We start from the raw sequence: 17,242 nt of genomic DNA on the forward strand, positions 1-17,242 counted from the left end.
ATGCAAAAGAAATTTGTTCCGGTGATGATCACCCCTTTTAATCTGAAAGCGCAGATAGATCTTGGCGCGGTGGAGGCGTTGGTGGATTTTTACCTGGAAGCTGGAGTAGAGGGATTCTTTGCTAATTGTTTATCATCTGAAATGTATAGCATCAGCGAAGATGAACGTCTGGAACTAACACAACATGTAGTACGCTATGTAAACGGCCGGGTTCCTGTTGTAGCTACTGGTTCATTTGGTCTTACTATTAATGATAAATCCATTTTTACAAAAAAGATATATGATACAGGTGTTGACAGTGTAATTATGATTACAGGACATTTTGCAAATGTTGATGAGTCAGATGATATTTTGTTAGAAAGATTTGATCAGTTATTTTCGCAGACGGGAAATATCCCTTTAGGACTTTATGAATGTCCTGCGCCTTATAAGCGTGTAATTACACCAGCAATCTTAAAAACGTTATTATCAACCAATCGTCTTATCTACCATAAAGACACTTCCTGCAATGTAGATCAGGTAAAAGCAAAATTGGATGTAGTAGCCGGAAGCCGACTGGAGTTTTATGATGCTCATACGCCTAATGCAGTTCCTTCTATGCAAATGGGAGCGGCAGGTATGTCCTCTATTTCAGGAAATTTTTATCCTGAAATACTTGTATGGCTATGTAAAAATGTATTAGATGTAAATAAACAAGAGGAAGTTAATTGGATTCAATCAGAACTCAGAAGAGTTGATCCACTTATTCACGTGGCATACCCTATGAGTGCAAAGTATTTTCTTCAATTAAGAGGCTTCCCCGTACGCACTATTAGCCGTGCGCACGCACTGGAATTGACGCCCGAGCAGAAACAAACTTTACAGCAAATCCATCGCGATTTCCTGGGTTGGTGTGATAAGTTGCAAATACAGCCTGTACAAGGAGCTGCTTTGCCGCAACATTAATTCGCTGTTATTTTTTAGAAAGACGTGATGTTGGGAGCCCGGCAATGTGTAGTTTAGAGAACAATCCTTATTCCTAATTCACATTATAGATGACGACCAGCCTATATTATGCAGGACAGAATGATCAGGAACTCTGGACAAAACTTTGTCAGGGGGACAGGGAAGCCTTTGGAGAAATCTACAGGCGTTATTTTCCAATGTTGTTTCGTTACTGTATTCGCTTTACAGCTGATCGTGGTCTGGTGAAGGATATGCTGCAGGATTTCTTTTCACAATTATTTCTGCAACGTGAAGGATTGTCGCTCCCCTCAAATCTTAAAAGCTACCTGATAGTTTCCGCAAGGAGAAAACTATTCCGATATTTAGATAAAGCGGCACTATTACCCACTAAAATAGATGAAAGTGCCGCTTCTTTATTTACGCTGGAATTATCTCCCGAGCATGCATTAATCAATCGCCAACATGCCGAACAAACATCGAAATTGTTGCAGCAACGAATCGATTCCTTAACACCAAGACAGAAAGAAGCAATTTATCTCAGGTTTTATGAAAATCTTACCTATGATGATATTGCGGGTATTATGGAAATGAAAGAAGTAAAGTATGCACGTACTTTAATATATAGAGCGCTGGCCGAACTTAAAGAGTTATTAATGCAGGATGAAGCAGTTTTATTGTTTCGCTAAAAAAAAGTTAAAAAAAGTTTCAATTTCCTGAGGGCATTTGTATAGTCGTTAGTCTCTTATAGGTATAAGAACTAATTATGAACTATGGTGATTACGACGCAGCAGATTTTGCTGCGGATGCCTCCTTTCGTGCCTGGGTTCTGGAAGATAGATCGGTTGTAGCAAGGTTTTGGGAGAACTGGCTCGCTGCTAATCCTGATAAAGAAGGAATAGTGATGGAAGCCAGAGCATTGGTGCAAGCATTGCAATTTCAAACCAATGAGGCCACTGTAGAAGAAATGGCCATTATAAAATTTCAAATTGATCAGCTGCTCAACGAGAATGTCGCTAAAAAAAATAGTGGATATTTAAGGAGCAGATGGTTCTATGCCGCTGCAGCTTCAACTGCATTATTAATACTGGCAGGTGGATGGTATTTCCGAAAACAATCCACTCAGGCCATAGAGATAGCAATAGTTCAAACAAAATTCGGAGAAACCAAAATCGTAAAACTGCCTGATGGCTCTACGGTGCAATTAAATGCTAATTCTTCATTATCCTATCCTAAAAAATGGACAAGGGAAAATGTAAGAACAGTAATGCTGGATGGAGAGGCCTACTTTAATGTAACCAAATCACCCGCTCAATTGCATCCTAAATTCCGCGTTCAAATGCCACAGGCGACTATAGAAGTAAAAGGCACAGCATTCAATGTCTATAACAGGCATGAAGAAGTAAAAGTATTATTGGAAGAAGGGAAAATTGTATTGAATGATAGCCTGGATATGCAACCAGGCGATATGATGAGAATAGCAAACGGGCAACACCAACGCATACACGAAAATCCTATGCAACTAACTGCCTGGAAAGAACATCGATTAGTATATACAGATCTTGCGCTGAGTAAGATCGCACAAGACTTAAAAGATATATACGGTTATCAGATTAAGTTCGGAAACAAAAAATTAGAAGGTCTGCTGTTTACCGGCTCTTGTTCAACTGACGATCCAATGCTGTTATTATCGGCCATTGCTACAGTACATCAGCTGAAGATGAAAAAGAATGACTTAATGATCCTGTTTGAATAAATTTTTTAAAATTTACAGTTATGCAAATGAGCTTTACGAAGCTTTACGCTCCATGGAGAGCTGCGCTGTTATTGCTGTTGCTGTCCACCAACCAACTCTCGGCACAGCAAGCAATGGTAAGAGGGGGAGAGGCTCCTCGCGAAACCGGCAGTATTCCACTTCAACAATTGCTTTCCGATCTGGAAGCTAACTACCATGTCAGCTTCAACTATGCCTCTTCACAGATCGCCGACAAATTAGTATCCGCTAAATCATTACGAGTTGCAGAAGGAAAACTCGAGCCACAACTAAACAAAATATTATCTCCTCTGGGTTTATCTGCTGTTAAACTCAGTGATCACGATTTCGCTATTCGCCCTGTTACCACTATTGTAAAAGAAGCAACTACAGTTGCTGTTATTGTAAAAGGTATTGTCACTGATGAAAATAACGCCCCTCTACCAGGTGTAAGCGTTAACGAAAAAGGTACTACAAACGGTACTGCCACTGATGCTGATGGACATTTTTCTATCAACGTTGCCACTAACAAATCTGTTCTGGTATTCCGTTCTGTAGGATATCAATCTAAGGAAGTAACTGCTAATAGCAGTAGCCTGCAGATAAAACTTACTTCCGATGTTCGTAGTCTGGATGGGGTGGTTGTAACTGCATTAGGTATCAAACGTTCAGAAAAAGCTTTAGGTTATTCTATTGCTACACTGAAAGGTGATGCAGTAAGTACTGTTAAAGAAGTAAACGTTGTAAGTGCTTTATCTGGTAAGGTTGCTGGTGTAAACGTAAGAAGCGCCAGCTCAGACCCTGGAGGTAGTATTTTAGTTACGATCCGAGGCCAAAGCTCTCTTTCTTCTCAGAATCAGCCACTCTATGTAGTAGATGGAGTGCCTATTTCTTCAGGTAACCGTTCGCCTAAACAAAACATTGGTAAGAAGGATGCTATTGTTGATTATGGTAGTACACTCAGTGATATTAATCCAGATGATATTGCCAGCGTTTCTGTATTAAAAGGTGCAAGTGCATCTGCCTTATATGGTAGCCGCGCATTAAATGGTGTAATTCTCATTACTACTAAATCTGGTTCTGGTGCTAAAAAAGGTTTAGGCGTAAGTGTTAACAGTAGTGCAATGTTTGATAAGGCTGCTTTGTTCCCTCAATTCCAGAATGATTTTGGTTCTGGTGACAGTGAAGGCTCTGATGATACAGATTCTCAGGCATCTTGGGGACCTCGTTTAAACACGGGAAGAAAACTGGTTCAATGGGATAGTCCTGTTGATGCAAATGGAAACAAAATTGCTACTGATTGGGTAGCCTATCCAAACAGATATAAAGATTTTTATCGTACTGGTTCTACACTCATCAATAACGTAGCTGTTACCGGAAATAATAAAGATGGAAGCTTCAGACTTTCTTATACTAATCTCGGTAATGAAGGTATTGTACCAAATACAAACCTGAAAAGAAATACGCTGAATTTATCTGCGAGCTATCAATTACATCCTCAGGTGAAAGTGAGTACCAATGTTGGTTATGCTAAAAACTCAAGTGATAACAGACCTACTTTCAACAGAAACAGTGCCAGCAATATCATTTACACGATTACACCAAATGTGGATGTGAGAAAGCTGAGAAACTATTGGATGCCGGGTTATGAAGGAATTAAACAATATCAGCAAAACAGTAAAACTGATAACCCATATTTCGTAGCTTATGAATTTACCAACGCTTACAATCGTGATCGTCTGAACGGTAATGTAATGCTCGATTATCAGATTACCAAAGATCTCTCGATCATGGGACGTACCGGTATGGATTATTATTCAGAATTAAGAGAAGGTAAACGTCCGTTTGGTGCAATTAATTATAAAACTGGCGGATATAGTATTGAAACAGAAATGTTCCGTGAACAAAACACCGACTTCCTCATCAGCTACAAGAAGAATGTAGATCCTGATTGGTTTGTTTCAGTTTCAGCTGGTGCAAACAGAATGAATCAATATGGAAGAAGTACTTCACAAGCATCAGATAATCTTGTGACCAGAGGATTGTATAATATCGTTAACGCTGTACCTGGAACAATCCAAAACGCATCAAGCATTTTCCAGAAACGTATTAATAGTGTTTATGGAATGGGACAGATTGCTTATCGTAATTATGCATTCCTGGATCTGACAGCCAGAAATGATTGGTCAAGCACTTTGCCAATAGGAAGTAATTCATATTTCTATCCTTCAGCTTCTCTTAGTCTGATTCTATCAGATATGTTTAATGTGAAGTCTAATACTTTATCTTTTGCTAAAGTACGTGGAAATTTCGCTCAGGTTGGAGGTGATACTGATCCATATTCATTGGAAAACACTTTCGGATTTGGACAAGATTGGAATACTATAAAACGTGGAATAATAAGTGGTACTCTGAAGAATAATGTACTGAAACCATTGATAGGTACTTCTTATGAATTTGGTGCAGACGTGAGATTCTTCCAGAACCGTTTAGGTTTTGATGTTACCTATTATAATACCATCAATAAAAACCAGATTATCAATGTTAAAACAACAATGGCATCTGGTTATAGCGATATGGTTATGAATGCTGGTAAAATTCAGAATAAAGGTTTTGAAATCGCCTTGAATGCTACGCCTGTTATGGGCAAATTTCGTTGGGACGCTACAGTAAACTATACACGTAACCGTAATAAAGTACTGAAATTGGCTGAAGGAATACCATCTCTCGAATTTAGTAAGGTTGAAGGTGTTTCTATGAGAGTAGAGGAAGGTGGCCAAATGGGAGATATGTACGCCCAAACCTGGGAAACTATTGCAGAAGGAGAACATAAAGGAGAAGCCATTGTAAATGGAAATGGAGAATATAATAAAGTGAATGCCTTGAAGAAAATAGGTAACTATAACCCAGATTTCATGGTAGGTTTCAGCAATACGTTTACATATAAGAATTTTGCACTGAACATGCTGATAGACTGGCGCCAGGGCGGTCAGTTCTTCTCTTATGTAGCTAAAAACTTATTGAGCGATGGTCGTACTACCATAACTCTTCCTGGTCGTGATGCTCAAACCGGTGGCCTTCCTTGGGGAAATGGTCGCAATGATGGTTTAATTATGCCTGGTTATGTTGAAGAAAGTCCTGGAAAATATGTAAAGAATACAGAAGTTATAGACCCAGAAGCCTACTATGGTAATTATTATTGGGATTTTCTAGAACGTTCAACCTTTGATGCTACTTATGTGAAGTTACGAGAGGTATCATTAACCTATAACTTCTCAAAGAAAACATTAGGTAAGCTCCCTGTAAGTAACTTATCGGTTTCTTTTATAGCGCGTAACCTTTTCTCTTGGACTGCAGCTGATGCTGGATATGATCCGGAAACCTCATTTTCCGTCGCAAATGGTGCGCTCAGCCAGGGTGTTACGAGTTGGGGATTACCTTATACACGTTCCTACGGTTTTAAGCTAGGGTTCAATTTCTAAACTAAATTAATTATACGGTTATGCAACGCAGGCCTATTTTATATAAATTATTTTTGTTCGGCGCTGTTCTCGCTTCTTGTACCAAGGGGATGGAGCAGATGAACGTTAACCCGAACGAATCAACAAATACCCAACCTGAGTATTTACTGTCAACTGTCATGAGCGGTACGGCATATGGCTATCAACAGGATGCCTATTTCGATAAACCTGCATCTGCCGGCAGATATATTACAATGGTGCTCAATGAAGGGAATGATAAATTCAACTGGGGAGGAGTAGATTGGGGTAGTACATTCTCCAGACTTTCTACCAACCATGAAATGATGAAAGTGGCTACCAAGCAGGGGCAGCTTCAATATGTAACTATTGGTAAAATTTTTGATGCATTTAATTTCGCTTACCTTACAGATCTGTATGGCGATATTCCTTACACTGAGGCCTTACAGCTAAAGGAAACTAGAAATTCGCATCCTAAATATGATCAGCAGAAAGATATATATCCTGCCCTCTTAAAAGAGTTGAAAGATGCCAACGATGAATTAGCCAATACAAAAATTGAAATGGTTAAGAGTTATGATCCAATGTATAACGGTAACTATACTCAATGGCGTAAGTTTGCAAACTCTCTGCGACTGAGGATGTTGTTACGTATCTCCAAAAACTATCCCAATGCATTTACTGAAATGCAGGAGATTATCAATGATCCTCAAAAGTATCCAATCTTTATTTCTAATAATGATAATGCAGAATTACCTTACTATGGAGCAATTAAAGATAACTCCTGGCCTGGTGGACCATTAAATGGTGCTTATTCTGAATTTGATAAACGTAAGCCAAGTAAAGAGGTGGTAGATTTCTTATTACAACGTAACGACCCACGTTTACAAGTTTGGATTGCTCCAAGAGATAGTGCTCAACCAGCTTTTAATGGTAGAACTGTTGATAATAAACTTTATGTAGGAGTGCCGAATGCAGTTACGGAGCCTTATCTTTATAATGGTGGCAATGGTTTTATGAGCCGTCTGAATCCCACATACAGCCTAGATAAGAGTCCTCTTGTGAAAGCATCTATGATGACTTACTCTGAAGTATGCTTTATTCTCGCTGAAGTAGTACAGGCTGGTAAAGTCACTGTTCCTAATAAAACAGCTGAAGATCTGTACTTAGAAGGTATTAAGTCAAGTATGAGATTCTATGGTGTAGAACAGGCTGCTATTAATGCTGATTACTTCAAACAGGCTTCTGTAATATACAATGGTACTCTGGAGCAATTGATCGGACAAAAATGGATATCCAACTTCCTTAAAGGTTCAGAAGGTTGGTTCGACCATCGTCGTACAGGCTACCCTGCATTTGTATTAGGACCAGTTTCAGCTTTCAAAGTAATTCCTAAAAGATATATGTATCCACTATCTGAGCTGTCGAATAATGCTGACCAATATAATAAAGCGGTATCTGTATTCGGAAAAGACGACCAGTTCACCCTCATGTGGTACCTGAAATAAGTGTCTAATGAATCAATCCTTAATAAGCGGGTGGCTAATCGCCACCTGCTTTACCTTCCAACTTAGCCATGCTCAAAGTCTGAGACCCGACAGAATCGTAATGAACGTTACTGCTGATCCTTCTCATTCTACTGCTATTACCTGGCGTACCGAAAAAACTGTTACTGTTAGCTATGCGGAACTGATGCCTGCATCTGCCGATCCGAGAACCACTGTAAAGGCTACACGCTTTACGGCCGCAACTACCGAACCTTTCGCCGATTCTCTGCCAATAAGATATCATAGCTATATTTTTAAAGACCTACAACCTAATACGTTGTACGCCTATCGTGTTGGGCAGGATAACCAATGGAGCGAGTGGTTTCAGTTCAGAACCGCTGCTGCCACCAACGATCCGTTTTCATTTATTTATTTAGGTGATGCTCAGGCCAATATTTTAAGCAGCTGGTCTCAAACCATCCGCAAAGCTTATACTATGGCTCCCGATGCCCGTTTAATCATTCATGCGGGCGACCTCGTAAACAGAGGTAATAACAATAATGAATGGCAACAATGGTTTGAAGCCGGTGGCTTTATTCATAGCGTGATTCCCGGATTAATGACCACCGGTAATCACGAGTTTTATGAAAATGCACAAGGTGTGGATGTGGTTTCTGCCTTTTGGCGACCTCAGTTCACTTTACCGGAAAATGGTCCGGAAGGACTTGAAGAAACCTGCTACTATTCCGATGTACAGGGCATGCGTTTCATCTCTCTTAATTCAAATGAAATAGAAATCTCTGATGCTGCATTTGCAAGCCAGAAAGCCTGGCTCGAAAATGTGCTAAAGCATAATCCAAATAAATGGACCTGTATCACCTTCCATCATCCCGTTCTCTCTACTAAAAAGACACGCGATAATCAACGCCTGCGCGAAGATTTTAAACCGCTGTTCGAAAAGTATAAAGTAGATCTTATCCTCCAGGGCCACGATCATACCTATGCAAGAGGGAGAGACGGAAATAAGGGCCCCGTTTACGTTGTATCTGTAAGCGGCCCTAAAATGTCGGACATCGATCCTCAACCCTGGATGGTGAAAACTGGCTCCTATAATCAACTTTTCCAAATCATTACCGTGCATCCGCAGAAAATCGCCTACCGCTCCTATACAGCCACCGGCGAATTGTTCGATGCCTTCGACCTGGAAAAGAAAGCAGGTGGCGAAAACCTCCTGAAAAGCAAAATGTAATTGTGCCGGATGTAGCCGGATTAACCAAAATTTCAGTATGACATGAAAAGATTCCTCTTACTATTACTCTGCATACCCGTTTACAGCTTTGCCTTCCAGGTAAAGCAGGTAACTATCGTTGCAAAGGAAAATAATGTTGCTGCACAAGTATTAAAAGAGGAGGTCTTTAAACGTACTGGTCTGAAATGGACTATCACCTCCCGTCCTCCTTCCGCCGGAAATACAATAGTTTTTAATACTGTAAAAGGCCAGCCCGAATCCTATCATGTTTTCACTAAGAATGGGATAACAACCATCGAAGCAGCTGACCCCCGCGGCCAGTTATTTGGTGCAGGCTACCTGCTACGCATCATGGAATACAGAAATCAGGAAGTAGGGCTACCAGACAACCTCGATATTACCTCAGTTCCTGAAAAAGCTGTAAGAGGTCACCAAATCGGGTATCGTAACCTCGCTAATTCCTACGATGGCTGGTCGGCAGAACAATACGAACAATATATCAGAGATCTGGCTGTTTTTGGTACCAATAGCATTGAAGCTATTCCTTTTATGCCAGCTTCTCCGCATTTCAAAATATCATCTAACGAAATGACGGCAAAGATCAGTAGCTTCTGTAAAAAGTATGATCTGGATTTTTCTGTATGGACTCCAGCCTCCTTCGACCTGGGTGATACTGCTAAACGTAGCTATTTCCTAAGGCAATTCGATACTTTATTCAGGTCGTCCGTTCGTTTGGATGCTGTATTCTTCCCGGGTGGTGATCCCGGCGATAATGCACCTCAGCTGGTGATTCCTTTGCTGGAAGAACTTTCCAAACCTTTAAAACGCTATCATCCAAATGCGAAGATCTGGCTGTCTTTACAAGGTTACGATTCTGCCAAGTGTGCGTTCGTTTATTCCTATATACGTCAATCAACACCAGCATGGCTGGGGGGCATTGTAGTCGGCCCTTCCAGCCCATCGCTGGAAAGTACAAGAAGTGATTTGCCTGCTAAGTATAAGATCAGGCATTATCCGGATATTACCCACTCTGTCCGTTGCGACTATCCTGTCATCTGGTTTGATCCTGCTTTTGCCTTCACACTGGGAAGAGAAGCAGTAAATCCTCAACCTGTCTACTACTCTAATATCTATCGATACATTGCTCCATATATGGACGGATTTATCAGTTATTCCGACGGGGCACACGACGATCTTAATAAAGTTGTGTGGAGTCTCCTCGGTTGGGATAGTCAGATGAATGAGCGTACTATGGTGCAACAATATGCCAATTACTTCTTTGCTTCAGATGCTAAGGAAACAGCAGGCGATGGAATATTGGCTCTTGAAAGAAATTGGGAAGGGGCTATCGCTGCAAATGGTGGTATCAGAGCAACCCTGCAATTGTGGCAACAGTTAGAACAAACCCATCCCGGCCTCGCCTCAAACTGGCGCTGGCAAATGATGCTGTTGCGTGCCTATTATGATGCGTATACCCGTGAACGTGCAATCAGAGAGGCCGATCTCGAAATTGCTGCAAACAAGGCTTTGCTCACTGCTAATGATCCGATGAATGAAGCCGAAAGGATTTTGAAACAGGCAGATATCCCTGTTCAGCCGCAATGGAGAGATCGTATTATTGAATTATGTGATAGCCTGTTCCGCTCAGTGGCATTACAAACCAGCGTTAAAAAATACCAGGCCTCCGGCCCCGAAAGAGGTGCGGTACTGGACTTTCTCGACAGACCACTCAATAACCGCTGGTGGATGGAAGATAAGTTTAAATACATCAGAACCCTGCCAGTATCAGAACAGCGTAAATCATTAGATACTATTGCTTACTGGGAAAATCCGGGCCCGGGCAGCTTTTATGATGATGTAGGTAACGTTTCAAAATCTAACCACGTATTAAGACCTGAAGACTGGCATACCGATCCGCTGATGCAACACGGTGATATCCCCGGGTTCGACTGGTGGGATGGAGGAATGAGCCGCCGACGCTTATCCTGGATGGTAAGTATGCGCTGGCCTCCTGCCATGAAATACGAACATCTCGATCCTAAAGCGAAATATGTTATCAGAGTTACCGGAAACGGAGAATCACTTTTAAGAGCAAACGGGGTTAGGCTGCAACCAACCTTATACAATAAAGGAATAGGCGAACTCAAAGAATTTCCGGTTCCTGTTTCATTATCTCAAACTGGTTCATTAGTACTTACCTGGGATGCTATAGATGAAGAACATTTAAACTGGCGACAACATTCAAGAGTCACCGAAGTGTGGCTTATTAAACTATAAACTTACTGGCATGAGAAAATTTAGTTTTTTGGCAGCAGGTCTGCTGCTCTCGTGTGCTGCCTATGCCACACCAGATTTACCTTTTACACAAGCGGTTTCGGTAAAGTATACCGTTCCCGCGGGGCTGAAAATGATAAAGGTAATTACTGATTACAACGATAATGTGCATGTGCTTACCGCTCAGGGTTTCTATCGTGTAAGTGGTACCGAATTGGTTCGAGATCTCAGATTCAGACCTCTGGCACAAAAAATTCCGGTTGATGTAACCACTCAGGAAGAAAGTGGTCATTTGTATTATCTGTATCCTGATAAATGCCTTACCAATGGTTACGCCGGTATTCCGTATATTAACCTACCAACAGGGAAATATAATAAAGTAGTAGTTGATGCAAAAGGCCGTATGTTACTGGCTGGTAATAATGCGCTTGCAATTGCAACAGATAAACAAATACAGGAACTTACTCCTATTGATGGTATCATCAGGATGGAAGTTAATAAAGGCACTTTTTACATTCTCTCAAATAAAGCATTATACCGCTATAACGGTTCTCAGTTTGTTGCTGTGCATCAGACTAAAGGTGTTACGGATTTTGCTTTTAAAGGAAATGATATTGTACTGAGTACTCCCGGTGGTTATTATGCCATAGGTAATTCAGGAGATACCAGCTTATCCCTTCAATCGAGAGTTCCTGTGCAGGATATACGAAATCTGTTGGTTGTAAATAACCACATCTGGGCTGGTACCACTCAGGGTGCCTTTGCTGAAGCAGATAAAGGCTACCGCTACTACGCTTCCAAAAGATGGCTTAACCAGGATGAGGTAACCAGTATGGCTACCGTAAGTAATGGTGATGTATATATTCTTACGCCTACCGGACTTAACAAAATTGCATTTCCAAAACAAACATTGGCTGATAAAGCTGCCTTCTTCGATCGTAAAATCAGAGAAAGACATATTCGTTATGGATTCATCGCTAATCTCCAATTAGATCCCTCTGGAGACGTTGGTTCTTCAGAAATGGCGGATACAGATAACGATGGATTATGGAGCAGCTTTTACTTGGGTAGCCAGGCTTTCCGTTATGCTACCACTCACGATCCTATTGCTAAAAGATATGCCTGGGAAACCTGGGAAGCATTCGAAAGAATTCTGTCTATTAATCAAATTAAAGGATTCCCTTCAAGAACCTTCGAAAGAAAAGGATATAAAAACTCCGACCCTGAAAGATGGAGAGATTCCCCGGATTCTGAATGGGAGTGGAAAGGACATACAAGCAGCGACGAGTTTGTAGGACATATCTGGAGCGCAGCTGTTACTTACGAAATGGTTGCTGAAACACCGGAAGAAAAGAAAAGAGTAGCCGATTGGGTAGATAAAATTATGACACATATTATCGATCATAAGTACACTATGGTGGATATAGACAATAAACCTACTCTCTGGGCCAGATGGAATCCTGAGTATATCAACTGGTATCCGACCACCATTGGAGATCGCCGTTTAGGTAGTACTACCATCATGGCTGGCTTGCAGCTGGCTTATAAACTCACCGGTAAGGAAAAATATAAAACAGAAGCATTCAAACTCATTAACAAGCATGGTTATCTGAAAAATATCACAATCGACTACCGCACTATCAAATCTACTCCAGGTTATTTACATGAAGGGATTGATATGGGTAGTGATAGCTGGAACCACTCAGATGATGAAATGGCTTTCCTGACTTACTGGGTATTATACAGATATGCTTTCAATGATGAGTTAAAAGCAAAGTATAAGGAAGCTATCAGTAATCACTGGGAAATAGAACGTCCTGAAAAGAATGCTGTTTGGAACCTGATTACTCTTGCAACGGCCGGAGATTATGATGCCGATGCAACTATGTGGTGGCTGAAAACTTTCCCTATGGATCTGATTACCTGGCAGATTAAGAACTCTAATCGTCATGATATCACTTTATTACCGGCCAATTTCCGACATCAGACTACTGAAGTACTGTTACCATTAGATGAGCAACCGGTACACCGTCACAATGCCAATGCATTTACACTGGATGGTGGCAGAAGCGGAGAATCTGAGTTAGCAGGAGATGAGTTTCTGTTGCCATACTGGATGGCCAGATACCTGAAAATTATTGACTAACATTTTTGAGACAGGCAGACAGAGTTTTTTGGAGAGCAATCTTCGAAAAACTTTGTCATTTTATGCCATCCCTGTACCGGCACAAATATTGGAGCCATCCTTAGTAAACGCTTAAGTATGGATGCAAAGAAATTCTTTGGAATACTGCTCACTTTGCTTGGTACTGTTGGGCTTATTTATGCCGGATACGGATTTGTAAAGCAAACGCTGGAGTGGAGAGAATTGCTGGTAGTAGCTTCTATTTCTATTGTATTTTTTGGATCAGGAATCGCATTGCTGAAAACAACAAGCGACACGCCCTAGATAAATGTAGTTTATCCCATCTTTCTGATTGTTGATTTTTCCCCTCACTTTTCCAACAACAATTCATAAAAAGTGCTGTTATCTCTGCATAAACTATTTTATGCTTTTACAGGATGTACTTACATTTTTAAATAAGAATGTTATCAACAGGCAACTGCAGACTGAGGAGCTTACTTATTCTTTGGATGAATCAACTCTTGAAGGTGCATATGCCGATAGAATGTTTTTCTCTGACCTTACCAGCGGTGAAAGCTCTATCCAATTCAATCTAACCACGGTTACCGATGAGCGTGTATATCTGATGGATGATAATAATGTGAGAACAGATCTCATAAAGGATTTTACCGGAACCAGTGTATTTAGATATGAATTGGCAGTAAGAAGAAGTACGGGAGCAATAACAGGCTATATGCGTTGTTTATCTTCAACTGTTAGAAGTCATACTATGGAAGCTATTGCGTATGGGGTGTATGAAGTAAGAATTGAAAACGATCAGCTGAAATGGAGAGAACAGCAATTGTTGTATCGCGATACTCCTGCAGGCGATGGTATTTTTAAGCCTATTGCTTTTGATGCGGAAGTTAGATTTTATTTGGAAGATGAATTATTGAGATTTGAATATTTACCATTTTATTTTGATGTTGATGTTGAAAAGATGACAAAGATTTTGTCAAAAGATGTATACCCGCCATTTGTTGGAAAAGAAATTCGGATACCTGATAAAGATTAGTTTATTAGCTGATGAAAATCAGGTTTTACTAAGCATAGTAGGAATACCTTTGATATACCGGTAGGAAATGATCGCAAATACTATAGTATAGTTTTTTCACAAGTAAAAATTGAGAGTATGGAACAGTTATTTAAAGATAAAGTGGCATTAGTAACAGGTGCAGGCTCTGGTATTGGAGCTGAAATAGCAAAACTATATGCCGCAGGCGGAGCAAAAGTAATAGTCAGTGATGTGGTTGAAAAGAATGGAAATAATACTGTAGCTGCCATTAAAGAGAAAGGTGGTGAAGCAATATTTGTGAAGTGTGATGTTAGTAATCCCGAAGAGTGCAAGGCCCTGGTAGATAAAACCGTATCAACTTATGGCCGGCTGGATATAGCCTGCAATAATGCAGGAATAGGTGGAGAACTAAATCCATTGGTTGATTATAGTATCGATACTTATAAAAAAGTAATTGATATTAACCTCAATAGTGTATTCTATGGCATGAAGTATCAAATTCCTGCTATGCTAAAAAATGGCGGAGGTGCAATTGTAAACATCTCCTCCATCCTCGGACTGGTTGGAACAGCTAACGCCGTAGCATATGTGGCTGCCAAGCATGGGGTTATCGGATTAACGAGAGCAGCAGCTATAGAAAATTCGGCCAAAGGAGTACGTGTAAATGCAGTATGTCCTGGTTATATAGAAACGCCACTTCTCAATGCAATGGATGCTAACGCAAAAGCTGCCTTGGTTGGGTTGCATCCGATAGGAAGATTGGGTAAATCTGAAGAAGTAGCAGAAATAGTAAGCTGGCTAAGCTCCGATAAAGCATCTTTTGCCACCGGTGGGTTCTACACCGTAGATGGTGCTTACACTGCACAATAACAGACAAATTCTGACATGAAATATAAGCAATCGACGGGTCGGCCTATTGGTCGGCCCTTTTGCATATTGTTACCGCTGGTCATATAACCCTAAGGATTATACTTTTTTTTCCTATTTTTCTTTAGACCAAAATAAATTCCACATGTCGGTTTCACGTCGCCAATTTCTCAATAATACCGCAACACTGATGGCTGGTACTGCCATACTATCACCACTTCTTCTACATGGAAAAGCATCTTCTCCAAATGAAAAAATCCGCGTAGCCTTAATAGGCTGCCGTGGCATGGGTTGGGGAGATCTTCAAAACGCGGTAAAACAACCAGGGGTCGAATGCGCTGCATTATGTGATGTAGATGAAGCGGTACTAAATAAACGAACTGCTGAGATGGCAAAGCAGCAAGGCACGGCTCCCGCGCAATACAAAGATTTTCGCCGCTTACTGGAAGATAAAAGTATAGATGCCGTTATTATCGGAACTCCCGATCATTGGCACTGTTTGCCTTTTGTATACGCCTGTCAGGCCGGTAAGGATGTTTATGTCGAAAAACCATTAGGCAACACCATTGCAGAATGTGATGCGATGGTAAAAGCTGCAAGAAGCAATAACAGGGTAGTGCAGGTAGGCCAGCAGCAAAGAAGTGGTCCGCACTGGATCAATGCCATGAATATTATTAAATCGGGAAAATTAGGTCAGCTTCGCAAAGTAAATATCTGGGCTAATTTTAATTATGGTGTAGGCGCCGCGATAGTACCTGATAGTAAAGTACCAGAAGGGGTAGACTTCGATTTCTGGCTCGGACCGGCTCCGGCGAGAAGCTTTAATGCTGCACGTTTTCATAGTACCTGGCGCATGTTCTGGGATTATGGAGGTGGACTCATGACCGATTGGGGTGTACATTTACTGGATGTGGCTTTATGGGCAAAAGATATTACTACAATGCCTGCAGCCATTATGGCAACTGGTGGCAATTTTACAGCACCGGACAGAGCGCATGAAACATTTGATACCATGAATGTAGTGTTTCAGCATAAGGATTATCTTATTAACTGGGATCATACGGCCGGTACTCAAAATGGTCCTTACGGCCGTTCCTACGGCCTTGCATTTATAGGCAATGATGCTACTATGGTGATAGACAGAAATGCTTGGGAACTGTTCCCTGAATGGGATGATCAGGCTAAAAAACCTAAAACATCGCCGCTCGAAAAACAGAGTGGGGGAGAGTCGCACGAATTGCATATGAAGAATTTCCTGGAATGTATTAAAAGCAGGAAAGATCCTGCATGCACTATTGAAAATGGAAGTCTGGTAGCCAAACATGCACATGCGGGTAATATTGCTCTAAGAACACAATCACGGCTCGAGTGGAATGCGGGTAGTAATAATTTTGGAAAGAACTCAGCAGCCAATGGATTGATCATGCCAAAATACAGGAAGCCTTGGGTATTTCCCGGATAAAGTATAAAAGGTTATTTATTGTGAATGCCCCAAAAGCCTGTACTTTTGGGGCATTTTTTTAAAATAATAATATTGAAGACCTCAGTGTAACACCATTAGGATATGGTGTACCATATTATTCTGAAATAATATCATCAGGAATCAGTATATCAGATTTCAATTTCTCAAGTAGTACTATTATGGACTAATGTTATTATCATAACACAAATGAAGCTCCATCTAAATTACTCAATCAACTAATTTCAAATTCTATTCGTAGTAAAATTACTACATATACTTCGCAAATGTATTATAATCTGTAGTCTGTAGCTGACTTAACTTGCATGTTAATCCGATGCTATCCATGTAATATGAATGCCTATGTATCTATTGATACACTACCTATGCTACATATTTCTATGATAATATCTTCTTATTAATAACTATGAAAACTCCTGACTTATGGCAAATTTTTACAAAGATCGTTTGCGAATATTGTTTCTTTTCATGTTATTCCTGACCTCATACGAAGCAGGCAATTTGTCTGTTGTTAATCTCTAAAACATACGAT

General features: G+C 40.6%; 12 protein-coding genes. All 12 read left to right on the top strand.

Going from position 1 to position 17,242, the window contains the following annotated elements:
* A complete protein-coding gene (locus DVR12_RS14845) occupies positions 1 to 945 on the top strand; it encodes a dihydrodipicolinate synthase family protein (RefSeq protein ID WP_116976577.1) in 945 nt (314 codons plus the stop codon).
* A gap of 89 nt (positions 946 to 1,034) precedes the next feature.
* Positions 1,035 to 1,631, top strand: coding sequence for an RNA polymerase sigma factor (locus tag DVR12_RS14850; RefSeq protein ID WP_116976578.1), 597 nt, complete (start codon positions 1,035 to 1,037; stop codon positions 1,629 to 1,631).
* A gap of 77 nt (positions 1,632 to 1,708) precedes the next feature.
* Positions 1,709 to 2,698: a FecR family protein gene (locus tag DVR12_RS14855; RefSeq protein ID WP_116976579.1), complete on the top strand. Its 990-nt coding sequence runs from the start codon at positions 1,709 to 1,711 to the stop codon at positions 2,696 to 2,698.
* A 20-nt stretch (positions 2,699 to 2,718) separates the two neighbouring features.
* Positions 2,719 to 6,177 carry a SusC/RagA family TonB-linked outer membrane protein gene (locus DVR12_RS14860; protein WP_116976580.1) on the top strand — a complete coding sequence of 1,153 codons (3,459 nt, stop codon included), beginning with the start codon at positions 2,719 to 2,721 and terminating at the stop codon, positions 6,175 to 6,177.
* A gap of 20 nt (positions 6,178 to 6,197) precedes the next feature.
* Complete coding sequence (locus DVR12_RS14865) at positions 6,198 to 7,682, top strand: SusD/RagB family nutrient-binding outer membrane lipoprotein (protein WP_116976581.1); 1,485 nt, start codon at positions 6,198 to 6,200, stop codon at positions 7,680 to 7,682.
* 7 nt (positions 7,683 to 7,689) lie between these two features.
* A complete protein-coding gene (locus DVR12_RS14870; protein WP_116976582.1) occupies positions 7,690 to 8,910 on the top strand; it encodes a purple acid phosphatase family protein in 1,221 nt (406 codons plus the stop codon).
* Positions 8,911 to 8,952: 42 nt separating this feature from the next.
* On the top strand, positions 8,953 to 11,187 hold the full coding sequence (locus DVR12_RS14875) for a beta-N-acetylhexosaminidase family protein (protein ID WP_116976583.1): 2,235 nt from the start codon (positions 8,953 to 8,955) through the stop codon (positions 11,185 to 11,187).
* A 10-nt stretch (positions 11,188 to 11,197) separates the two neighbouring features.
* Positions 11,198 to 13,330, top strand: a complete 2,133-nt coding sequence (locus tag DVR12_RS14880; protein ID WP_116976584.1) for a ligand-binding sensor domain-containing protein — start codon at positions 11,198 to 11,200, stop codon at positions 13,328 to 13,330.
* 117 nt (positions 13,331 to 13,447) lie between these two features.
* A complete protein-coding gene (locus DVR12_RS14885) occupies positions 13,448 to 13,633 on the top strand; it encodes a hypothetical protein (RefSeq protein ID WP_116976585.1) in 186 nt (61 codons plus the stop codon).
* Positions 13,634 to 13,733: 100 nt separating this feature from the next.
* The gene (locus tag DVR12_RS14890; RefSeq protein ID WP_116976586.1) at positions 13,734 to 14,363 is read left to right on the top strand and encodes a hypothetical protein; all 630 of its coding nucleotides are present in this window, start codon (positions 13,734 to 13,736) and stop codon (positions 14,361 to 14,363) included.
* 117 nt (positions 14,364 to 14,480) lie between these two features.
* A complete protein-coding gene (locus DVR12_RS14895) occupies positions 14,481 to 15,233 on the top strand; it encodes a glucose 1-dehydrogenase (RefSeq protein WP_116976587.1) in 753 nt (250 codons plus the stop codon).
* Positions 15,234 to 15,375: 142 nt separating this feature from the next.
* Entirely contained in the window at positions 15,376 to 16,692 is a 1,317-nt protein-coding gene (locus tag DVR12_RS14900) for a Gfo/Idh/MocA family protein (protein ID WP_116976588.1), read from the top strand.
* The last annotated feature ends 550 nt before the right edge of the window (positions 16,693 to 17,242 follow it).

The organism is Chitinophaga silvatica, assembly GCF_003419895.1.
GTDB lineage: Bacteria > Bacteroidota > Bacteroidia > Chitinophagales > Chitinophagaceae > Chitinophaga > Chitinophaga silvatica.